Genomic DNA, 21,941 nt, shown 5'->3' on the forward strand with positions numbered 1-21,941 from the left:
CCCGGTACTCGTGGCGGCCACTCTGGCGGATTCCGACAGGCGATAGAGTCCGCTGGTGGAACTCGACACGCTCGACCTGAGTATCGTCGACGGGCTACGGCTGGACGGGCGGGTGCCGTTCAGCACGCTCGCCGAGGTGCTGGGAGTCTCCGATCAGACGGTCGCCCGGCGGTACCGCCGGCTGTGCACCGAGGCCGGTCTGCGCGTCGCGGGGCTGCCCGACGGGGCTCGGCTCGGGTACGACAGGTGGCTCATCCGGCTGCAGACCACGCCCGACAGCGCGGCCGCGATCGCCGAGGCCCTCGCCCGGCGGCCGGACACGACGTGGGTGACGCTCACCTCGGGCGGCACGGAGGTGATCTGCGTCGTGCAGAACCCGGGCACCGCCGACCGCGACGCGCTGCTGCTGCAGAAGCTGCCGCGCACCCCGCGGGTGGTGTCGGTGCGCGCGCACTGCCTGATGCACCAGTTCGCCGGTGGGGCCGAGGGTGACACGCGCATGACGCGACTGTCGGCCGAGCAGATGGACCGGCTGCGGCCGGCGCCGCCGGCCCCGGACGCGGTGCCGGCGCTGAGCGACGCCGACCGGCCGCTGCTGGCCGCGCTGAGCCGCGACGGGCGGCTCGGCTACCCGCAGCTGGCCGCGGCGACCGGCTGGTCGGAGTCGACGGTCCGCCGCCGGCTGGAGCACCTGCGCGGGACCGGCGCGGTGTTCTTCGACGTGGAGGTGGAACCGTCGCTGTTCGGGTACAACGCCCGGTTCCTGCTGTGGCTCAGCGTCGCACCGGCGCACCTGGAGGCGGTTGGCCGGGCGATGGCCGAGCACCCCGAGGTGGTCTTCGCCGCCGCGACGACCGGCGAGACCAACCTCGTGGCCACGGTGATCTGCCGCGACATGGCCGGGCTGTACGAGTACGTCACGCGTCGGGTCGGGCCACTGCCGGGCGTGGACCGGCTGGAGTCGGCGCCATCGATCCGGCACGTCAAGCAAGTCGGCGCATTACCTTGAGGCGACCGGCCGCGGAGGCGATCGCGGGATTGGCCGTACAGCAAGCGACCTGGACCATTCGTCTTCTTGCCTTTGTCAATGGGCGTGGGACGATCACCTCCCATGGAGCGCATCAGTGTGCCCTTCACGGGCGACGGCGCCGGATGCGGCGATCTGACCTGGGGCCAGCAGCAGGTGTGGCGGGCTATGGTCGAGGTGAACACGTCGATGAGCATGGGCGGTGTCGTGCCGGTCCTGGACGGGCGCACCGTCGACGACTTCGCCGGCGAGCTGCGGTTCTTCATGAGCCGGTACCCCGCGATGCGCAGCCTGCTGCGCTTCGCCCCCGACGGCGCGACGACCCAGGAGATCCTCGGCTCGGGCGAGGCCTTCCTGGAGGTGCACACCGCCGCGTCCGCCGACGGCGCCGGGGCGCTCGCCGCCGAGGTGTACGCGGGCTGGAAGGCGCGCAACTTCGACTACGCGCACGAGTGGCCGATCCGCATGGCCGTGGTCCGCGCCGGCGAGGGCGGCCCGATCACGCACGTGGTCGTCATGGTCTGCCACATCGCCGCGGACGGCAGCGGGCTGGCCATGATGGTCAGCGAGCTGGCCGAGCGGGACACGATCGGCTCGCACGCGGCGACGGGCCCGCTGGAGATCGCCGCCGCGCAGCGCGCCTCCGGACGGCACACCGACAACGCGATGCGGTACTGGGAGGCGCAGCTGCGCGCGATCGAGCCGCAGCGCTTCGCCGGGTACGCGAAGCCGGAGGGCGCACGGTTCCGCCAGGTGGTGTGGCGCTCCCCCGCGCTGTACCTGGCGAGCGAACGGCTGGCCGCCCGGCTGTCGGTCGACGCCGCGCCGGTGCTGCTGGCGGCGTACGGCGTCGCCTTCGGCCGGGTCGCCGGCGGCGGGCCGTTCGCCTCGCAGGTCATCGTGAGCAACCGGTTCCGCCCCGGCCTGGCCGACGTGGTCTCCCCGCTCGCCCAGAACGGCCTGGTCGTCTTCGACGTGCGGGGCGTCACGGCGGCCGAGGCGGTGTCCCGGGCCCGCCAGGCGTCGATGAGCGCGTCGAAGTACGCCTACTACGACCCCGGCACCCGACTGGCGCTCATCGACCGCATCGGCAAGGAGCGCGGCGAGCCGATCGACCTGGCGGTGTTCTACAACGACCGGCGGATCAGCGAACGGCCGCCGGCCGAGGCGCTGGACGAGGCCGCGCTGCCCGCCAGCGAGATGGTCTCGGAGACCCCGATGCCGTACTTCAACGAGAAGCTGATGATCAACGTCGACGACGTCCCGGACACGGTCCAGATCACCACCGAGGTCGACACCGCCTACCTGCCGATCGGGGACCTGCGCCGGCTGCTGCAGCAGATGGAGGACTTCACCGTCGCCGCCGCCCTCGACCCGGGGTCGCCCACCTTCTGACGTGCGCATCCGCCCGCGAGGGAAGATGTCTGCATGGAAGTCACCTGGTGGGGCCATGCGACCGTGGCGATCCGTGAGCGCGGGGTCACGATCCTGACCGATCCGGTGCTGCGCAACCGGCTGGCACACCTGCACCGGCGGCGCGGGCCGCGGCCGGTGCTGGCCCACCCGCCGGACGCGGTCGTCGTGTCGCACCTGCACTCCGACCACTGCGACCTGCCGTCGCTGCGGATGCTGCCGCGCGCCACCCGGCTCATCGTGCCCCGCGGTGCGGCCGCCTTCCTGCGCGCCCGGCTCGGCGAGCGCGACTTCACCGAGCTGCGCGCCGGGGAGGAGACCTCGGTCGGCGCGGTGACGGTGCGGGCGGTGCCGGCCGCGCACGACGGCGGGCGCACGCCGAAGTCGCGCATCCGTGCGGTGGCGCTCGGCTACGTGGTCGGCGGCGAGCGGTCGGCGTGGTTCGGCGGCGACACCGGGCTGTTCGACGAGATGAAGGAGATCGGGCCGGTCGACCTGGCGCTGGTACCGGTGTGGGGCTGGGGCTGGACGCTCGGGCCCGGCCACCTCGACCCGGCCGGCGCCGCCGAGGCGATGCGGCTCGTCGGGCCGGCCAAGGCGGTGCCGATCCACTGGGGCACCCTGTGGCCGGTCGGCTGCCGGAGGGTACGGCCGGACCGGTTCGTGCGGCCCGGCGACGAGTTCGCCGCGCACACCCGCACGGCCTCACCGGCGACCGACGTGCGCGTGCTCGCACCCGGCGAGAGCCTGACGCTTTGGTGATCACGTTCGGGGGGCTGGTCGCCGCGCTCGCGGTGACCTTCGCGGTGGTGGCGATCGGCTCAACGGTGCCGGTGCTGCCGACCGGCGCGGCGGTCAGCGCGACCGCCGTCCTGGCCGCGCACTACAACCCGCTGGCGCTGCCCGTCGTGGTCGCCGTGGGCGGGCTCGGGGCGTACCTTGGCGACGCCGTCACCTTCGCCATCTGCCGCGCCGGCGGCGAGGCCCTCACCCGGCGGCTGCGGCTGCTGCGCCAGCCGTGGCGGCTCGCCGGCGCGGTGCGGGAGCGGCTGCGGCGGCGGCCGGTGAGCGCCCTGCTGGTGTCCCGGCTGGTGCCCGGCGGCCGGATCCCGGTGCTGCTCACGGCGGCGATCGTGGGGCTGTCCTGGCGTACCTTCATCGTCTCCAACGTCGCCGCGTGCGCCCTGTGGGCCGGCACGTACTCCGCGATCGGACTGCTCAGCCGCAACGTGTTTCCGCAGCCGTGGCAGGGCGTGGCCGCCGCGATCGTGATCGTCCTCGCCGCCGGTCAGATCGCCGGGTGGGTCGAGCGGCGCCGGCAGAGCCGGGCCGGCGTCGGCAGCGAGGCCGACGTCAGGCCATAGTCAGGCCACAGCCTCGACGTAGATGGTCTCGTCGTTGCGCAGCACCTGGTCGAGTTCGGCGACGTCGGGGCGGGCGCCCTCGCGGAAGGCCCGCACGGCGATCGCGTCCTCGGCGAAGCCGGCCGACGTCAGCGCGTGGCGCAGCTCCTCGAGGTCGTAGAGCCAGCGGTGGCCGTACACGTAGAAGAGCTGGTTGAACATGAACGCCCCGCGCTCCGGCATGGCGGGCGCGACCCCGCTCAGCGCGCGGTTCATGCGCCGGCGGTGCTTGCCGAAGAAGCCGTCGTCGTTGACGTAGCTCTCGGCGTACACCCGCAGGTCGGGCGTGGTGAGCCGGAGCAGGCCGCCGGGGCGCAGGATGCGCCGGACCTCGGTCAGCCAGGCGATGCCGGCGTGCAGCGTCACGTGCTCGATGAGGTGCTCGGCGTAGACCCAGTCGACGGTGTCGTCGGCGACCGGCAGCGTCCCGGTGATGTCCATCTCGGCGAAGTAGGCCGCGTCGTCGATCCGGTAGACCTGCCCGGGCCCGGTGCGGGCGCCGTCCGCCGCGATCAGCGAGACGAGGTCGGTGCCCAGGGCCTGCGGGTGGCGGGTCTTGAACGCGGCGAACTCGATGCCGGTCAGGCCGAGCCGGTCGAAGTGCGAGCGGTCCAGCACCGCCGCGCTCAGCTCCAGCGACAGCTTCTCGACGCGGGCGAGGTCCTCGGTGAACCGGTCGACCGTGGCCGCGAGCTCCTGCGGGTCCTCCCAGTTCCAGGGCCGTAACGCGCCGTCAGCCATCTAGCCTGGTCCTCCTGGGGCGCGCTGGGGCAGAGTTCCAACGATCTAAACACCTCGAACTCTGCCGGACAAGGGAGGGTCCTCGTCGAGCGGCCGGAGCACGGGGGCGCGCAGCCCGAGGTCGTCGAGCCAGGCGACCAGCTGGTCGTGGATCGCGACCGGACCGCGGGGCTCGGCCGACAGCAGCGGCCAGTCGGCCGGGTGGACCAGCACCGCCTCGGTCTGCCAGCCGCCGATCCCGCCGTGCGAGCCGACGAGCTCCTCGAACGCGGCGACCTCCTCGGTGCCGGGGTCGACGCGGCTGAGCACGACCAGGTCCCCGACGTGCGCCATGGCCTGGTGGGCGAGCAGGTCGGCGGCGGCGGACGGGCCGTAGGGCACCAGCGGGTCCTCGCCCTCGACGCGCCCGTCGCGCAGCAGGTGGCGGCCGGCCGGGCCGATGGCGAGCGGGCCGTCCGGGCCTTCGGCGACGACCAGGCCGATGCCGGGGTGCTTGGCCAGGCCCTCGACCAGGCCGGGGCGCAGCGCCTCGACGGTGGCCAGGTCGGCGCGGCCGGGGACGTCGGTGAGGTACAGCATGGCCAGGTTTCCCGAGGCGATCGTGACCACCTCGCCGCGCGGGCGGTTCGCGGCCGGTCCGGAGCGGAGCGGAGGTCGCGTGACCGGGCCGCACGAGCGGGTCTGGTTCGACACCCCGGCGAGCAGCGTGTTGGCCCGGCCCCAGTCCTCGTCGTCGGGGCCGCCGGTCCTCGTCTGCAGGGCCTCACTACCGTTGCCGGCCAGGTCGGCGACGAGGCGTTCGAGCGTCACGCCGTGCCGCTGGCTGAACGTCGCACCCTGGCTCTGCCCGTGGTCGGAGAGCACGACGATCCGGTAGTCACGGCCGGCCACCCGGGCCAGCTTGTGCAGGGTGCCCAGCACCCGGTCGAGCCCTTCGAGGGTCTGCATGGCCTCGGGGCGCAGCGGCCCGGCGTGGTGCGCGACCTCGTCGTAGTCGACGAAGTCACAGTAGACGACCGGCGCGCCGCGGCTCATCTGCTCGGCGATGAGCGAGACGTTGAGGTCGCGCAGCAGCACGTTGGTGACCGCGCGCAGGGCCACGTAGGCGGCCGTGCGCGGCACCCTGGGGTACACGTTGCGAAACCGCTGCCGGCGCGCCTGCTGGATCTCCTTGAGCATCTCGCCGACCGACAGCACGATCGCGCGGGCGAAGCCGTAGGGGCTGGCCACGAACGCGAGGTAACCGCGGGCGGAGCGTCCCGGCAGGGCGGCATTGCTGAACGTCAGCAGACTCACCGGCGCATCGCCGGAGAACACGTTGCTGATGCTCACCCCGCCGTCGGCGAGCAGCCCGCGGCCGGTGGAGATGCGGGCCTCGACGTCGGCGGCGTCGCGCGGGCGGTTGGTCACGACCAGCCGGGCGCCGTCCTTCTCGTACCACCGGAACGCCGGGATCTGCGTGCGGTCGCCGTGCATGATGCCGGCCTGGCTGGCCGGAGTGGTCGCCGGCATGCCGGTGTGCCAGGGCACCATCGCGTGCGTGCCGGTGCGCAGCCACTTGCCGAGGTTGGGCAGGTTGCCGGCCTTGACCGCCCACGACAGCAGCGGCGCGGAGAGGCCGTCGATCTGGACGATGAGCAGGCCGGGCTCGGTGGCGGGGATGCCGCGGTGCCGCCGCGCCATCTGCCGCAGCGCCTGGCCGAGGAAGACGTCCTCGCTGCCGGCGTCGGCGAGCCAGTTGACCAGCGCGGTGAGCGCGGCGGCGAACCAGCTCGCGATCCAGGCGTCGGCGAACGAGTCGACGCTGACGCCCTGGCCCAGGCGCAGCGCGGTGAACAGCACGACGGCCTGGATGACCACGCCCAGGGCGAGCACGCCCACGCCGCCGACGACGACCGCGATGCCGAGCAGCACCAGGCGCATCAGCGTGCCGATGACCGCGAGCAGTATCGTGAGCTCGACGAGGGCCGCCGGGCCGCCACTGGCGCGCACGCCGGGCAGCAGCCAGAAGGTGACGGCCAGGACGACGAAGCTGGTCAGGCCGGAGCGCAGCAGCGATTTGCCCCACGCGACCGTGAGCCGCCAGTCCCGCAGCAGCCGGATCGCGAAACGCACCCGCTGCCTGACGACCCCCACGCCCCAAGATTACGGCCGCGGGGGTCACCGGTCCGATAACCGGTCGGAGTGACCCCGGTCGCACCGCATCCGATCAGACCGGCACAAGTCGGGCGTCAGGCCGGCATAAGAACCGACATGGTGACGAATTCACTGCGAGAATGGGGAGCATGGACGGGAAGCTCGAGGTGGAACGCAAGTACCGGGTGCCGGACGGCTTCGCACTGCCCGACCTGACCGGGATCGGGGGTGTCGCGACCGTCGGCGAGCCCGACGACCAGCGGCTCGACGCCGTGTACTACGACACCGAGGGCCTGCGCCTGGCCCGGGGCCGAGTCACGCTGCGCCGCCGCAGCGGCGGCAACGACGCCGGTTGGCACCTCAAGCGCCCGGTCGGCGGGGAGCGCAGCGAGCTGCAGGTCCCGGCGAAGAACCGGCACCGCACCCCGCCGCGCGCGGTGACCGACCAGGTCCGGGCGCTCGCCCGCGGCGAGGAACTGACCCCCGTGGCGCGGATCCGCACCCACCGCGTGGAGCGGGCCCTGCGCGCCGCCGACGGCAGCACCGTCGCGCTCGTCGCCGACGACCGGGTGCGCACCGAGTCGCTACGCGGCGGCGCCGCCCGCAAGTGGCACGAGCTGGAAATCGAGCTCGTCGACGGCCCCGGCGAGGCCCTCGCCCGGCTCGACGCGGCGCTGCGCAAGGCCGGCGCGCGCCCGGCGAAGAGCCCGTCGAAACTCGCCGAGGCCCTCGGCCGGGACTACCCGGCGCCGGACCACACCCGCCCGCGCGGCTCCAAGGCCCGCCGCGCGCTGGCCGCCTACCTGGCCACGCAGCGCGACGCGCTCGTCGAGCAGGACCCGCACGTGCGCGACGGCGACGCCGAGGCGGTGCACAAGATGCGCGTGGCGACCCGGCGGCTGCGCTCCACCCTGCGCTCGTTCGCCCCCGTCCTGTCCGGCGACCTCGACGCCCTGCACGACGAGATCAAGTGGGTCACCGGCCTGCTCGGCGAGGTCCGCGACTGCGACGTGATGGCCGAGCGCCTGGCCGGCCTCGTCGCCGCCGAGCCGGCCGAGCTGGTCGTCGGCCCGGTGGCGGCGCGCATCACCTCGCTGCTGGCCGAGCGGGCCGCCGAGGCGCGCCAGACGCTCACCGCGGGCCTGGACAGCGAGCGGTACACCACGCTGCTCAACGACATCGACGCGCTCGTGACGCGCACGGCCGAGCCCGACCGCATCCCGCCCCGCCGCCTCATGCGCCGCGCCCACCGGGCCCTGCGCCGCGCCGACGCCCGGCTCGCCTCGGCCACCCGCGCGCAGGCCCGGGCCGCCAAACGGCCGCCGGCGCCGGGCGAGCCGACCGCCGACCAGCTGCTACACGCGGCGCGCAAGGCCTACAAGCGGGCCAGGTATGCGGTGGAGCTGGTGGTCCCGCTGGCCGGCAAGCGCGCCACGACGCTCGCCGGCCGGCTCACCGATATGCAGGACATGCTCGGCGCCCACCAGGACGCCCTGGTCACCTGTGACCTGCTGCGCGATTACGCGCTCAGCGCCCACGGGGCCGGGGAGAACGCCTTCACGTACGGCCTGCTGCACGCCCGCACCGGCGAGCACGGCCGGCAGGCCCTGGACGCCCTGCCCAAGACCAGCCGCCGGGCCCGGCGCGCGGAGCGGGCGCTGTTCGGGTGAGCACCGGGTGACAGAAGGTGCGCGGGTTCGATAGGGTTCGAAGTCCGCGCCCTCCACAACCCCGGGTTGACCAGTGCAGCTGCAGATCCACCTCGAAGCCCTCGGCGACGGTCCGGCACCCGACATCGACACCCTGCTCAGCCTGCAGCAGTGGCTGACCGGCGAGCGCGACGTCGTGCAGTCCGAGATCGGGCTGGCGATGGCCGATCGGCCCGGCGAGCTCGGCGCCGCCGTCGAGATCATCAGCCTCGTGCTCGGCACCGGACTGTCGGTCGGGCAGCTGCTGCTCGCGGTGTCCAACTGGCGGCGCACCCGGCCGGCCGCGCCGACGGTCGTGCTGACCCGGACCGACCCCGACGGCGTGTCGGTGCGCATCGAGTCCGCCGACCCGGCGGCCGTCGCCGCCGCGGCCCGGGCGCTCGACGGCTGAGCGGTGGCGGAGCTGGCCGACCCGCGCGCGTCGCGGGCAGTGCTCGTCGGTGGGGCGCGGTACGCGTCGCTACCCGAGGTACCGGCGATCACCCGCAACCTCAACGGACTCGCCGGGGCGCTGCAGGACCCCGACCTGTGGGGGCTGGCGCCCGAGCACTGCACGGTGCTGGCCGACCCCGACGACGCCCGGGAGGTCGGCCGGGTGCTGCGGCGGGCCGCCGACGAGACCGCCGCGGAGGGGATGCTCGTCGTCTACTTCGCCGGCCACGGGCTGGTCGACCCGATCGACGGCAGCCTGGTGCTGGGCCTTCGGGACACGGATCCGGCGGTACCGTACGAGGCCGGCCTGCCCTTCGAGCACATCCGCCGGGCGGTGGCCGGCAGCCGGGCGCGGCGCCGCCTGGTGATCCTGGACTGCTGCTACGCCGGACGGGCTACCGGCCACCTCGCCGCCGACGAGACCGGCACCCGGATGGTCGCCGACCAGGCCGGCACCGACGAGACCTGCCTGCTGGTCTCGGCGCCGCGCAACCGCACCGCGCAGGCCCCGCCCGGCGAGCCGTACACGGCCTTCACCGGCGAGCTGCTGCGGGTGCTGCGCGGCGGCCTGCCCGACCGGCCCGCGGTCCTCGATGTGCGCACCGTCTGGCGGGAGGTCACCAACCGGCTGCGCGAGCGCGGGTTCGAGCTGCCCGAGCTGCGCTCCGCCGGCGACGAGCTGCTGTTGGTGCGCAACGCCGCCCGGCACCACCGCGACCTCGTCGGCCGGATCGTGGTGGCCACCGCCGCCGTCGAGGACCGCGACCTGCGCCAGGCGGCGGTGCTGATCCTGCGCCACGACCGCACCCGCGGCGCCGTCGGCGTGCGGATCAACCGGCCGACCGCCGATCCGCTGCCGGCCGACATCCCGCAGGGCTGGCGGCGGCTGCTGACCACGCCGGCGGTGCTGTTCGACGCGGGCCCGCTGAGCCGCTACGAGGGGTTCATCGCCGTCGCCCGGCTGCGCCCCGACGTGGAGCCGCCGCTGCGGTACCGGCCGGTCCGCGACCGGCTCGGCGTGATCGCGCTGTCGGCCGACCCGGAGCCGCTCGCCCCGGTGATCGCCGGGCTGCGGCTGTTCTCCGGCTACCTCGGCTGGGGCCCCGAGCAGCTGGAGGCCGACCTCGACGGCGGGCTGCTGCTGCTCAGCGACGCCGAGGTGCGCGAGGCGCTGTCGAGCCGCCCGCGCGACCTGTGGACGACCCTGCACGCCCGGGCCGGAGGGGAGTAGGTGATGGAGGGCAGGCTGATCGACGAGATCGTCTCCGCCATCCGCCACGGCGGGACGATCACGCTGATCCTGGGCGCCGGGATGACCATGCCCGCGGTGCCCGGGCTGGAGGAGCTCATCGAGCTGGCCGACCGCTACGCCGCCGGCCTCGGCGATGACGGCGAGCTGACCCAGGCGCTGCGCCAGGCCCGGGAGTCGCTGCCGCCGCATGCGCTGCCGATCGAGGTGTACCTCGCGTACCGGCGCGTCTTCACCGCCCGCCGCTCCTCCGGCGAGTTCGACGTCGTGGCGCAGCAGGCGGTCCTGGCCGGCTACCGCGCCCCCGACCTGGCCTCCTCCCCCCTGGCCACGCACGGCATCTGGCAGCGCGTCGACCTGCGCCTCGGCGAGCGGGTCGAGAACAGCCTGGACTGGTGGGAGCTGCCGGCCGGGATACGCGCCGTGGGCCGGCTGCTGGCGGGGCGCCCCGAGGAGTTCGGCAACGGCCTGCTCACCACCAACTTCGACCCGCTCTTCGAGGTCGCGGTCCGGCACACCGGCCGGCAGGCGGTGAGCGTCCCGGTCTCCCCCGACGGACGCCCGGACCGCCGCCCCGAGGGCGACGGCGCCGTGCAGGTGTTCCACCTCCACGGCTTCTGGCGCCCGGTCAGCGAGGAGACCCGCTCGCCGCTGCTGCACGACCCCGCCCCCGACGCGACGGTGCCGGAGGCCACGTCCCAGGCCCTGGCCGAGCTCATCACCGGCGACGTGGTGGTCGTCGTGGGGTACAGCGGCTGGGACGACGTCGTCACCGGCGCCCTGCGCGCGGTCGGCGCGGCCCGTCCGGTGCGGGTGCTGTGGGCGCTGCACGACGCCGCCCCGCTGCGGCTGCCCGACCGGCTGGCCGGGCTCGTCACCTTCTACAGCGACATCGACGGCGACCGCCTGTTCACCGGCCTCGCCGACCGGCTCGAGGTCCCGCCGGCCGGCCCGCGCGTAGACCCCCGCCGCCGGGTGCGGCACCTGGAGTGGGAGCGTGAGCTGTTCTCCCAGCCCGGCAACACCGCCCCGGACGGCGTACTCCCCCTGCTGCGCCAGCTGGAGCGCCGCTACGGCTGGGGCGTGGACTGGGCCAACGAGCCGCAGCGGCCCCGCCTGCTCTTCTGGCCGGTCCGGCTGCGCGCCCGCGCGTCGCTCATCAACGCCGTGCAGGCCCTCACCGCCGCCGCGCTCAGCGCCCGCGGCGTGCGCGTGGCGATCTGCCTCGACGACTTCGGCGTCACCGGCCGCGACGAGCTCATGGCCGCGTTCACCGCCGACCTTCGCCGCTGGATGCGCCGCGTCGACCCGGCGGCCGCGCCGCGGGTGGCGTCGCTGCAGGACTACGTCGACTCCGTGCCGGCCCGCTCCGCGGAGTCGCTGCTGCGCCCGACCGACCCGTGGTCGGTGGCGCGCATCTTCTACGGCGAGCGCAACCCGTCGCTGTACAGCGTCCTGGCCGCGATCAAGGTCGTGCCGCATCTCGCCCTGCACGACCTGGAGCGCAACGCCGGCACGATCGTGCAGACCCTGCTCAGCAAGGACGCCAACCGCCTGCTCACCCCGCTCACCAACTGGTCCTACCTGCACCACCTCCTGGAGACCGAGCCGGCCGCCGAGGTCATGGCCTACGCGGGCAGCGACGAGCGGCTACTGTGGGAGCAGTTCCGCGAGCACTTCGGCCTCGGCGGGACGCTGCTCTACAACCCGTACATCAAGAACCTCACGAACGAGTCGCGCATGGTCCGCTGGACCACCGCGGCGGAGCTGCGCACCTACCTGACCTCGACGCGGGGCCTGCCGGGCTGGGGCGAGGAGGGCGGCTACGTCCACTGGCTGGTCCAGAACGCCTTCCTGCTGCCGCGCTACCTGACCGGCGCCGATTTCCCGGAGGCGGGCGGGTACCGCCTGGACTCCTGGGCGGCGTTCGCCGCCGCCCTCGAAGGGGGCGTGCCCGTCCTCGACCTCCTGGCCGAGGACATCTCGGCGTTCTACCTGCCCGCGGCCTGAGCGGATATCCGGATATGTCGGGCGCTGCGCGCCGCGACATATCGGACATTTCGCATATGTGCGGATCGTCGCATCCGGCATCGCGCGTGGCACGTTCGTGGGCTCGCCGGGGCGGCCGGGTGCAGGTAGCGTTTGCGGTATGACCGTGGGGGTCCTGTCGACGAGCGGCATCGACCGTTGCGTGGCGCTGCTGGGCGAGGAGCTGACCGCGTACATCGCCGGCGCCGCCACCGTGAGCGAGTTCAACCGTTGGCGCGCCGATCGTCGCCGGCGAGCCGAGATGGCCGGCCGGCTGAACGGGGCCGTCGAGGTGGCCGATGCGTTCGCGCGGGCCAACCGGCTCGGAGCGGCCGCGGGATGGCTGCGGGAGGTCGGGGCGGCCGGGGTCGAGGGGCGCTCGCCCGCCCGGCTGCTGCGCGAGGCGACCGGGGACACGCTCAAGCGCGTGGTCGACGCCGCCGAGCGGTTCACCCGGCGCTGACGGCCCAGCGCTGACCTGCCGCACGGTTCACCCGGGCAGATAACCCCTTCGCCCCCACCGCGGAGGGGTTTCATTCGGCCGTTACACCCCGGCGCCACACCGGTGCGCGGGAGGCTGTATATGTACTTCCCGGGTGGGATACCGCGCCAAGCTTGCGAAGGACGCGCCGTGGGCAACACGCTGCTCCTGCACCGCCTCGACATCGCCGGGCTGCTCGACCGGCTCGCCGCCGACGTGCGCGCCGGACGCCCGCCGGCCGGGGCGCCCTACCGGCACGTGAACGGGTTCACGAAGATCGTCGCCGCGGAGTACGGCGACGGCAGCCGGCTCACCCTGCACTACTGGCCGGCCGAACCGCGCGCCGGCGAACACGTCTCCCGGCCGCACGACCACCGGTTCCCGTTCAGCTCGATCCTGCTCGGCGGCCACCAGCACTTCATCGAGCTCGACGAGGTGCCGATCGGGGCGGCGGAGAGCACCGAATGGCGCCGCTTCACCTACCGGCCGTACGCCGGCGGAAGAATCGCCCACGTCGCCTATTCCGGAGCAATCGCGTTACGTCCGTTCCGGCTCGTCGAGCGGGCGCCCCTCGACGGCCAGTACGTCACCACGTCCACCATCGTGCATCAGGCCGTCACCGACCGGCGGCAGGCGTGCGCCACACTGGTCCTGCGCGGACCCCGGGAACGGCTCCGCTCGCAGGTCTACTACCGGCCCGACGAGCCACCGCCGCGCGGCGGCCTGCAGCTGGGCCGTCGCCTGGACCGCGCCGAGGTGGTCCGCCAGCTCGAGGACATGGCGGCCATGATCGCGTAGGGGGCTGCCGGTGCTGTCGCCACGGTTCGAGGAGGCGCTCGCGTTCGCGGCGCGGCACCACGGCGGGCAGGTCCGGCACAACACCGGCACGCCGTACGTCTCCCACCTCCTGGCGACGTGCGCGATCGTGCTCGAGGAGGGCGGCGGCGAGACCGCCGCGATCGGCGCGCTGCTGCACGACGTGCTCGAGGACCAGCCGACCGAGCGCGGGGCGCTGCGCGAGGCGTTCGGCGACGAGGTGTACCGAATCGTCCACGATTGCACCGACGCGGACGCCGCGCAACGGCGGCACCTGACCTGGTGGGAGCGCAAGAGGGAGCATCTGGGCCGGATGCGCTCGGAGGCCGGCGCGGAGTCGCTGCTCGTCATCGCCGCCGACAAGGTGTGCAGCCTGCAGTCCCTTGTGGACGATCTGCACCGATTCGGCCCGATGTTGTTCGAGCGCAGCGCGCGCACCGCGGACGAACTGCTGTGGAACTACCGGGAGGTCCTCGGCGTGGTCGAGCGCCGCCTCGGCGACCGGCCGGTCGTGGCCCGCCTGCGCCGCCTGGTCGAGGAGTTCGCGGCGCTTGCCGTTGATCCGCGGCGGTGACAAGATCTCTCGGTGCGGCTTGACCTCTCGGCGCTTTCGTCCTTCCACGGCTCGCTCATCACGCCCTACGACCCCGGTTACGAGGGCGCGCGCGTCCTGTTCAACACCCGGGTCCGGACCCGGCCGGCGCTGATCGCGCGGTGCGCGGACGCCGGCGACGTGGCGGCCGCGATCCGGTTCGCGCGCGCCAACGGGCTGCCGCTGTCAGTGCGCGGCGGCGGGCACCACGCCAGCGGCCTGTCCCTTGTGGAGGGTGGCGTGGTCGTCGACGTCGGCGCCATGCGCGACGTGGTGTTCGATCCTTCCGGCGGTACGGTGAAGGTCGGCCCCGGCATCGGCTGGCGCGACATCGACCAGGTCACCTACGCCGGGCACTCCTTCACCGGGCCTGACGGCCTGGAATACGGGCTGGCCGGCCCCGGCGGCGAGTGCCCGACGGTGAGCAACGCAGGCTACAGCCTCGGCGGCGGATACGGGCCGCTCGGGCGCACCTACGGCCTCGGCTGCGACCACATCCTCGAGGCCGAGCTGGTCGACGCGGAGGGCAACCTGCTGCGCGCCAGCGAGACCGAGCACCCGGACCTGTTCTGGGCGCTGCGCGGCGCGGGCGGGGCCGGGTTCGGGGTGGTGACGAGCCTCACGTACCGGCTCAACCCGCTGCCGAAGACGGTCGTGGGCGGGATCATCGCCTGGCCGTACGAGCGGGCCCGGGAGATCTTCCGCGCCTACCGCGACCTCTACGCGGGCCGCACCGACGACCGGCTCGCGCTGTGCCTGCTGCTGACCACCGAGCCCTACCCGGACGGCGAGCCGGTCATCGCCATGTACGGCATGTACGTCGGGCCGCCCGCCGAGGCCGAGGCGGCCTTCGCCCCGATCCACGCGCTCGGCGAGCCGCTGTTCAGCTCGATCGGCGAGACGAGCTACCTCGACATGATGACGGTCATGGGCGAGGAGATCGTGTACGGGCTGCAGTCCAAGTGGCTCGGGGGGTACTTCTCGGAGACGGGGTTCGACGAGGACGCCTTCGAGGTGCTCGTGGAGCGCTTCCGGCAGGCACCGTCGGGCTTCTCGATGGTGCGCTTCGACCTGCTCGCCGGTGGCGCGATCGCCCGCGTGCCGGCCGACGCGACGGCGTTCGTGCACCGCTCGGCGCTGCACTACGTCTCGATCATCGCGCAGTGGCCCGGCGACGAGGAGACCGACGCCAACGTGACGTGGGTCGACGACTTCGCTGAGGCGCTCCGCCCGCATCTGACCGGCGAGGTGTACCAGAACTACGCCGACCGCGACCTGCAGGACTGGCCCGCGGCGTACTACGGCGCGAACTACCCGCGGCTGCAGGCGGTCAAGCAGGCGTACGACCCGGGCGACGTCTTCCACACGCCGCAGTCGATCAGGCTGCCGTGACCGCGACGGCCTCCAACTCGCGGGCGAAGCGCTCGACGGCGGCGGGGGCGATGGCGTGGGTGTCGGCCCAGATGCCCAGCTGCACCGCGTCTTCGGCGGCGTCGACCTGCAGGTAGAGGCGGCCGTCGTAGGTTGGCAGCTCGCGCTCCCAGCGCACGGTGGTGCGCGGCAGCGCGGCCCGGGCCTGCGCCCCGTCCGGTGCGGGGCCGGGCGCGGACGGGCCGCGGCGGTCGTTGACGAAGCACGACAGGTCGATCGTCGCGCCGCGCTCGGCGGCGAGGCCGTCGAGCATCGCGCGGTGCTCGGCCGGATCGTAGTAGCCGTGCAGATACGCCGCGGTCGCCGACTTCCACACCCGCGCGACGAGCTCGTCGAACGGCACCGGCGCCGCACCCGGCCCGGGGTCGACGACGACCAGGCCGGGCTGGGTCAGGTGGCACACCGCGTCCGCGCAGTCGGGCCGGAACCGGTTGCTCACCAGCACCTGCGCGACGACGGGGCGGATGCCGGTGACCCGCGCGAGGGCGACCGCGTACGCGGCGAGCAGCGCGTGCCCGGTCTCGGCCCGGGTCCGCGCGGCGATCGCCCGCAGGGCCAGGTGCAGCGCCGGGGAGCGGCAGACGAGCTCTCGGAAGCGCGGCGTGCGCGGGTCGTCGGAGCCCGGCAGCCGGGCGGGCGGGACGTCGGCGAGGAGGCTCCGCCAGTACCGGATGGACTTCGCACTCTGCTTCCGGCCGGCCGGCGAGTGCTGCCGGGCGGCGAGCTCGAGCGGCGCCAGCCCGGACGGCGGCGGCGGGTGCTCGGCGCCGCGGTGGGCGAGGTCGCGCACGATCGCGTCGATGCCGAAGCCGTCGACGGCGAGGTGGCTGTACTGCACGACGAGGTGCGACGGCGCGCCGTCGCGCACGACCACGCCCATCCTGATCGGGTACTCGCGCTCGAGGTCGAAGGGCGTGAACTCGTACCGGCCGCGGAGAGCCTCGGCCTCGGCTTCGGTGGGCCCGTCGACGAGGTCGAGGTGGACGGTGCCGGTGGCGTCGACGACCTGCCGGACCGGGTCCCCGCCGGCGTCGAGGACGAACCGGGTGCGCAGCGCCTGGTGGCGGCCGACGAGGTACTCCAGGAGCCCGGCGTACTCCGCCACCGTCGCCGACGGCGGGAGCGCGAGGACGCCGCCGATGTTCAGCGTGCGCCCGGTGCGCCGCATCGTATGCCAGATCTCGCGCTGCCCCCAGGTCAATTCCCCCTCGCCGGAACCCTCGCCGTGAAAGGTCACGGGCAGGCGCGTCGCGACACCCTCGAACATTGACGGGCTCCAAGCTGGACGGACGATTTGAAAGGGTGCGGGAAGGGGGCCTCAGGGCTTGTTTTCGAGCACCCGCGCCGAAGCCTATCGCCTGCCGGGCAACACGAGAAGCTTGCGGTATTGATCGACTCAATCATCGTAAGCTACCGAACGGTATGCCCGATTCTCGCCCAAATCATTGAATAGTACGAAGCCGCGACCTGCCGGTTGACACGATCCGAAAGCCGGGCGATGCTTCTTTTGGTCATCGAATACGGTAGCTCCGTGAATGGCCATCTTTCTCGGCGTGCCGCGATTACATCCGACCGGTCGGTGGAAATCGCCGCCGCCGCACGCGTGCATGCCGCACCGTCGGCGTGCGCGCCCGTCCAAGGAGGTGAACATGTCGGACACGAAGCACAAGGTCGTCTCGGGCCGCAAGGTGGTCTCGGGCCGCAAGGCGGTCTCGGGCCGCGCTGCGGTCTCGGGCCGCAAGGCCGTCTCGGGCCGCGCTGCGGTCTCGGGCCGCAAGGTCGTCTCGGGCTGACCGAATCCCCGCGGGCGGCCTCCCTCGGGGCCGCCCGCCCCCGACCCGGAGTCCACTGTGGAGGCGGCGTGAAGACCTACCCGGCCACCGTCGGCCAGCTTTCGGTCTGGCGCGACATCGAGAAGATGCCGGCCGGCCGGACCTGGGAGGCCAACCTGACCTTCGTCTGGGACCTGCCCCCGGACGCGCCGGCAGAGGAGGCGGATGTCTGGCGCGCGCTGGCCCGGCTCGCGCTGCGCCACGGATCCCTGCGCACCCGGTACGTCGTGGACGACGCCCGGATGCCGCGCCAGTGGCTGTCCGACGACGGCAAGGCGGAGCTCCTCGAGCAGATCCGGCAGGGCACCGCCGACGTCGCCGAGCGGGCCGAACTCGAGGCACGGGAGCTGCAGCGGGCCGTCGACGTCACCCGCGAGCTGCCCTGGCGGGCCTGGCTGCTGCTCGACGCCGGGCGGCCGGCGCAGGTGCTGGTCATCGTCAACCACATGGCCGCCGACGGCGCCGCGGCGCTCGTGATGCAGGAGGACTTCCTGCGCCTGCTCGGCGGCGAGGAGCTGCCGCCGGCCCCCGGGCCGCTGGAAATGGCGCTGGAGCAGCAGACGGACGGCGGCGGCGGGCGGCTGCGCACCGCCGAGCGGTACTGGCGGCGCACGCTCGCGGCGGCGCCCCGGCTCGCGGACGACGCCTGCGAACCCGAGCGGGTCGGCGCCACGCTGCACACCGGCCTGCCCATGCCGGCCGCGCACGACGCCGCCGCCAAGTTGGGCGTGAGCCTGGCCACCGTGCTGCTCACGGCGTATCACCGGGCCCTGTGCACGGCGACCGGCGAGCTCGCGCACCTGTTCTTCCCGATGTCGTCCAACCGCTACGACGAGCGGCACGCCAGCGTGGTGACGAGCCTGAACCAGTGGGTACCGCTGCTGCTGGACCTCGACCCCGCCGAGCCGTTCGACGCCGCGGCGACGAAGGCACACTTCAAGTCGTTCAACGCGCTGAAGAACGGCTTCTGCTCCCCCGACGCGATCGTGGCGATCCGCGCGGAGCACGCGGACGCCGACCCCGGCTACTACTACAACCCGATACTGGCCCCGCCCGGCTTCCCTTCCGAGGACACCCCGGCGCCGGCCACGGTGGAGTGGTACGACCCGGCCCGCACAACGGGCCCGGGCTTCTACGTGATCGCCCGGGGCCTGACTTCCCTTGACCTGATCCTGCGCGTGAACCGCCCCGGCTGGAACCGCCCGCGCGTGGCGACGTTCCTGCACGCGATCGCCCGCGAACTGTCCCCGATCGGTGTCGATTCGCCGCCTATTTGATTGCTGCCCGGCAATTCCGGAAGCAATCCGCGCGAACCGTAGGGTGACGGATAGGGTGCCCGGACTGCTTGCCCCGCAAGAGCTTCCCGGCCTGCAGTTAATTGAAATAGTGGTGGTTGACTTCGGTGCGGGCGGGGGCGATGCTGCATTCGGTCGTCGATTCGGGTGCGGATGAATGGGCGGCCGGGCACACTCGCGTGCATTCAAATGCGCGGGAGTCGCCTCTCGATCGGCCCGGCAGCCGGGCGCGCACGGTTTCGCACCGGGCGCGGTTCGGACCGGCCGCCGGCCACCGAAATATCGGATAAGCCCGGACGCGCCAGCGTCTGGACTTATCCGATATTTCGTAAATGCACCAAGACCCGGAGTCGTCGAGCGCGAGGCAAGGCTGGAACCAGCCGAGCCTCGCGCCACATCGGCGACAAAGACCTCAGTCGCGCAGCGAGCGGCCGGTCTTGGTGAGGAACACGTCGTCGAGGGTCGGGCGGTGCAGCTCGATCGTGGACAGCGGCACCCCGGCGCCCTCGAGGGCGCGCATGATCTGCGGGATCGCGGTGTCTCCGGCATCGACGTTGAGGCGCAGCTCGCCGTCGTCGCGGATCTCGACGCCGCGGGCGAAGGGCTGGTCCGTGAGCACCTCGGCGGCCTTCTCCGACAGCTCGCCGACGCCGACGGTGACCACGTCGCCGGAGATCTCGCGCTTGAGCTCGTCGGGCGTGCCCTCGGCGACGATCTCGCCGTGGTCGATGATGGCGATGCGGTCGCAGAGGGCGTCGGCCTCGTCGAGGTAGTGCGTGGTGATGAAGACCGTCATGCCCTCTTCGCGCAGCCGGCGGATCTCGTCCCACATGTGGGCGCGGCTCTGCGGGTCCAGGCCCGTGGTCGGCTCGTCGAGGAACAGCACCTGCGGGCGGTGGATGATGCCGAGGGCGATGTCGACGCGGCGGCGCTGGCCGCCGGAGTACGTCTTGCACTTGCGGTCGGCGAACTCGGTGAGGTCGAAGGCGGCGAGCGCCTCCTCGGCGCGCGTGGCGGCCTCGGCGCGGCTCATGCCGTACATGCGGGCCTGCAGGATCAGCTCCTCGCGGGCGGTGACGTCGTCGGTGGTACCGCCGCCCTGCGCCACGAAGCCGATGCTGCGCCGCACCTGGGCCTGTTCGGTGCGCAGGTTCGCCCCGGCGATGGTGGCCTCGCCGTCGTCGGGCGGGATGAGCGTGGCGAGCATGCGCAGGGTCGTGGTCTTGCCGGCGCCGTTGGGGCCGAGGAAGCCGAAGATCTCGCCCTCGGCGACGTCCAGGTCGATGCCCTTCACGGCGTCGACGCTGGTGGTCTGCCGCTTCTGCCGGGTCTTGTAGGACTTCTTGAGCCCCTTGGTCTTGATCATCGAGTGTCCCCTAACCTACTTGACCGAGCGCGCGAAGAGGCTGGCCGACCAGGCGACCGCGGCGATGACGACCGCACCGCAGAACACGAGGCTGCCCCACACGTGCGTGTCGCCGGGGTGGCCGGCGTAGAGGGCGCGCATGCCGGTGACGGCCCAGTTGAACGGGTTGTAGTCGGCGATGGTGCGCAGCCACAGCGGGGCGAGTGCGAGCGGCAGCAGGGTGCCGGACAGCAGCATCAGCGGCTGGGCCACGTTGTTGATGACCTGGCCGAGCACGTTGGGGTTGTTCACCTTGATGGCGATGCCGTACGAGATGGACGCCGCCGCCAGGCTGATCAGCGCCAGGATCGCGTAGCCGAGCAGGATGTTGCCGATGTTGGTGATGAGGCCGAACGGCAGCGACAGCACGGTGATGAGTACCGACTGCACGATGACCGTGACCACGTCGCGCAGCGCGCGGCCGAGCAGCAGCGCGACCCGGCTGACGGTGGTGACCCGGGAGCGCTCGATGACGCCGTTGGCGAGGTCGCCGAGCAGGCCGAAGCCGACGTAGAGGCCGCCGCCGATGGCGAGGGCGACCAGCATGCCGGGGACGTAGACGCGGTAGGCGTCGATCATCGAGGTGGCGCCCATCGATTGCAGGGCCGGCTTGAGCAGCGGGGCGAACAGGATGAGGTACACCACCGGCTGCGCGATGCCGAGGAAGACCCACAGCGGCGAGCGGACCATGAGCAGGATGTGGCGCTGGAAGATGAGCCAGGTGTCGCGAAGTACTTTCACTCGTATCGCCTCAATCGTTGTGGTGTGCCTCGAGGATGGCCGCGGCCGCCTCCGCTCCCCCGCCGGCCAGCAGCCGGTCGCCCTCCGCCCGGGCGGCCGCGGCGTAGGCCGGGTCGTCGAGCAGGCGCAGCAGGGCGGCCCGCAGCGCGTCCGGGCGGGTGTGGTCGAAGGAGACCCGCAGCCCGGCGCCGGCGTCCCGCACGGCGTTGGCGTTGAGCGCCTGATCGCCCTTGATCGGCGCGACGACGAGCGGGACCCCGTGCACCAGCGCCTCGGAGAGGGTGTTGAGTCCGCCGTGCGCGACGACCGCGTGCAGGTGCGGCAGCAGTTCCAGCACCGGCACGCGGCGGCGCACGAGCACGTGGCCGGCCGGCTCGGCGAGGGTGCCGTCGGGCGCGACGACGACGGCCTGCACCCGCTCGCCCAGCGGCGCGAGGGCCTCGGCGACGCGCTGGTAGAACCCCTTCGCCAGGTCCATCGACAGGGTGCCCATGGTGACCAGGACGTGCCGGCGGCCCGGGTCGAGCCAGTCGAACGGGAAGTCCGGATCGGGCGCGCGGTCGGCGATCGCCGGGCCGACGAGGTCCACATCGGACGGTAGCTCGGCCGGATCGCCGGCGAGCGCGCCGGCGGTGAACGCGATGACGCCGTGCGGGGAGAAGCGCAGGTCGTGCGGCGGAGTGCCCGGCATGCCGGCGGCGCTCCACGCGCCCGCCATCTGCTCGCCGATCCACGCCTCGACGCGGGGCAGCGCGCGGCGGAACGGTCGGGTCAGCTCCATGGTCGTCTGCGCGACGGAGACCCAGCGCAGCCCGTGCGCATGCGCGACGATCGCGCCGGCGATCGCGTGCTGGTCCACGACGAGCACGTCCGGGGCGAAATCGGCGACAGCCGCCTCGACGCCCTTCCGGGTGCTCTTCGCGTGCGGGACGATGTAGCCCTCCCACCGCGAGCGGGTCGCGTCGAGCCCACGCTCGGCCTGCCCGCGGTGCGCCCGCAGCGGGATCGGGTGGATCCGCGCGTCCTCGCCGACCAGCGGCCGCAGGAACGACTCCGAGCCGGCCCACAGCACCTCGTGGCCCCGGCGCAGCAGGGCCTCGGCGACCGCCGCCATCGGGTTGACGTGCCCGGTGAGTGGCAAGGACAAGAACAAGAACCGGCTCATGCCGGAACCTCCGCTCCGCTCCGGCAGCGGCATGAGCTGAACCTG

The 21,941-nt window shown here is 73.3% G+C and carries 20 protein-coding genes; 14 read left to right on the plus strand and 6 right to left on the minus strand.

Annotation, left to right across the window (positions count from 1 at the left end):
• Positions 1-55: 55 nt before the first annotated feature.
• The 4 genes from ACGFI8_RS39955 to ACGFI8_RS39970 all read left to right on the plus strand — a co-directional run bounded on the left by ACGFI8_RS39955 (position 56) and on the right by ACGFI8_RS39970 (position 3,804).
• Positions 56-1,009, plus strand: coding sequence for an Lrp/AsnC family transcriptional regulator (locus ACGFI8_RS39955; protein WP_392812694.1), 954 nt, complete (start codon positions 56-58; stop codon positions 1,007-1,009).
• Between the two features lie 102 nt (positions 1,010-1,111).
• Complete coding sequence (locus tag ACGFI8_RS39960; protein WP_392812695.1) at positions 1,112-2,422, plus strand: condensation domain-containing protein; 1,311 nt, start codon at positions 1,112-1,114, stop codon at positions 2,420-2,422.
• A 33-nt stretch (positions 2,423-2,455) separates the two neighbouring features.
• The gene (locus tag ACGFI8_RS39965; RefSeq protein WP_392812697.1) at positions 2,456-3,202 is read left to right on the plus strand and encodes an MBL fold metallo-hydrolase; all 747 of its coding nucleotides are present in this window, start codon (positions 2,456-2,458) and stop codon (positions 3,200-3,202) included.
• A complete protein-coding gene (locus ACGFI8_RS39970) occupies positions 3,199-3,804 on the plus strand; it encodes a DedA family protein (RefSeq protein ID WP_392812781.1) in 606 nt (201 codons plus the stop codon). The genes ACGFI8_RS39965 and ACGFI8_RS39970 overlap by 4 nt, the downstream gene beginning before the upstream one ends.
• On the opposite strand, the gene ACGFI8_RS39975 is transcribed toward ACGFI8_RS39970, so the two are convergent.
• Positions 3,805-4,584, minus strand: coding sequence for a class I SAM-dependent methyltransferase (locus ACGFI8_RS39975; protein ID WP_392812699.1), 780 nt, complete (start codon positions 4,582-4,584; stop codon positions 3,805-3,807). It lies immediately after the preceding gene.
• Positions 4,585-4,629: 45 nt separating this feature from the next.
• A complete protein-coding gene (locus ACGFI8_RS39980; protein ID WP_392812700.1) occupies positions 4,630-6,720 on the minus strand; it encodes an alkaline phosphatase family protein in 2,091 nt (696 codons plus the stop codon).
• 149 nt (positions 6,721-6,869) lie between these two features.
• Here ACGFI8_RS39980 and ACGFI8_RS39985 point away from each other — a divergent pair, with 149 nt between their 5' ends.
• From ACGFI8_RS39985 to ACGFI8_RS40020, 8 genes are all read left to right on the plus strand, one after another.
• Entirely contained in the window at positions 6,870-8,390 is a 1,521-nt protein-coding gene (locus ACGFI8_RS39985; protein ID WP_392812702.1) for a CHAD domain-containing protein, read from the plus strand.
• A gap of 73 nt (positions 8,391-8,463) precedes the next feature.
• Entirely contained in the window at positions 8,464-8,820 is a 357-nt protein-coding gene (locus tag ACGFI8_RS39990) for a hypothetical protein (RefSeq protein WP_392812703.1), read from the plus strand.
• Positions 8,821-8,823: 3 nt separating this feature from the next.
• Positions 8,824-10,092, plus strand: coding sequence for a YqgE/AlgH family protein (locus ACGFI8_RS39995; RefSeq protein WP_392812704.1), 1,269 nt, complete (start codon positions 8,824-8,826; stop codon positions 10,090-10,092).
• Between the two features lie 3 nt (positions 10,093-10,095).
• A complete protein-coding gene (locus ACGFI8_RS40000) occupies positions 10,096-12,120 on the plus strand; it encodes an SIR2 family protein (RefSeq protein ID WP_392812705.1) in 2,025 nt (674 codons plus the stop codon).
• 139 nt (positions 12,121-12,259) lie between these two features.
• The gene (locus tag ACGFI8_RS40005; RefSeq protein WP_392812706.1) at positions 12,260-12,601 is read left to right on the plus strand and encodes a hypothetical protein; all 342 of its coding nucleotides are present in this window, start codon (positions 12,260-12,262) and stop codon (positions 12,599-12,601) included.
• A 168-nt stretch (positions 12,602-12,769) separates the two neighbouring features.
• Positions 12,770-13,417, plus strand: coding sequence for a hypothetical protein (locus tag ACGFI8_RS40010; RefSeq protein WP_392812707.1), 648 nt, complete (start codon positions 12,770-12,772; stop codon positions 13,415-13,417).
• 10 nt (positions 13,418-13,427) lie between these two features.
• A complete protein-coding gene (locus ACGFI8_RS40015) occupies positions 13,428-14,009 on the plus strand; it encodes an HD domain-containing protein (protein WP_392812708.1) in 582 nt (193 codons plus the stop codon).
• 12 nt (positions 14,010-14,021) lie between these two features.
• A complete protein-coding gene (locus ACGFI8_RS40020; protein ID WP_392812709.1) occupies positions 14,022-15,419 on the plus strand; it encodes an FAD-binding oxidoreductase in 1,398 nt (465 codons plus the stop codon).
• Here ACGFI8_RS40020 and ACGFI8_RS40025 read toward each other — a convergent pair.
• Positions 15,406-16,725, minus strand: a complete 1,320-nt coding sequence (locus ACGFI8_RS40025) for a condensation domain-containing protein (RefSeq protein ID WP_392812710.1) — start codon at positions 16,723-16,725, stop codon at positions 15,406-15,408. The two genes, ACGFI8_RS40020 and ACGFI8_RS40025, sit on opposite strands and share 14 nt — an antisense overlap.
• Before the next feature lie 382 nt (positions 16,726-17,107).
• On the opposite strand from ACGFI8_RS40025, the gene ACGFI8_RS40030 reads away from it, so the two are divergent.
• Both ACGFI8_RS40030 and ACGFI8_RS40035 read left to right on the plus strand, forming a co-directional pair.
• Complete coding sequence (locus tag ACGFI8_RS40030; RefSeq protein WP_392812711.1) at positions 17,108-17,251, plus strand: hypothetical protein; 144 nt, start codon at positions 17,108-17,110, stop codon at positions 17,249-17,251.
• Between the two features lie 68 nt (positions 17,252-17,319).
• Positions 17,320-18,567 (plus strand): condensation domain-containing protein, encoded by a 1,248-nt coding sequence (locus tag ACGFI8_RS40035; RefSeq protein WP_392812713.1) that lies wholly within the window; start codon positions 17,320-17,322, stop codon positions 18,565-18,567.
• A gap of 430 nt (positions 18,568-18,997) precedes the next feature.
• Here the strand turns inward: ACGFI8_RS40035 and ACGFI8_RS40040 are convergent, their stop codons facing one another.
• The 3 genes from ACGFI8_RS40040 to ACGFI8_RS40050 are packed head-to-tail and all read right to left on the minus strand — an operon-like array spanning position 18,998 to position 21,896.
• Positions 18,998-19,951: an ATP-binding cassette domain-containing protein gene (locus tag ACGFI8_RS40040; protein ID WP_392812714.1), complete on the minus strand. Its 954-nt coding sequence runs from the start codon at positions 19,949-19,951 to the stop codon at positions 18,998-19,000.
• Positions 19,952-19,966: 15 nt separating this feature from the next.
• Complete coding sequence (locus ACGFI8_RS40045) at positions 19,967-20,731, minus strand: ABC transporter permease (protein ID WP_392812715.1); 765 nt, start codon at positions 20,729-20,731, stop codon at positions 19,967-19,969.
• 10 nt (positions 20,732-20,741) lie between these two features.
• Complete coding sequence (locus ACGFI8_RS40050) at positions 20,742-21,896, minus strand: glycosyltransferase (RefSeq protein ID WP_392812717.1); 1,155 nt, start codon at positions 21,894-21,896, stop codon at positions 20,742-20,744.
• Between the last annotated feature and the right edge of the window lie 45 nt (positions 21,897-21,941).

It is taken from the genome of Dactylosporangium sp. NPDC048998 (assembly GCF_043197855.1).
In the GTDB taxonomy this organism is placed as follows: Bacteria; Actinomycetota; Actinomycetes; order Mycobacteriales; family Micromonosporaceae; genus Dactylosporangium.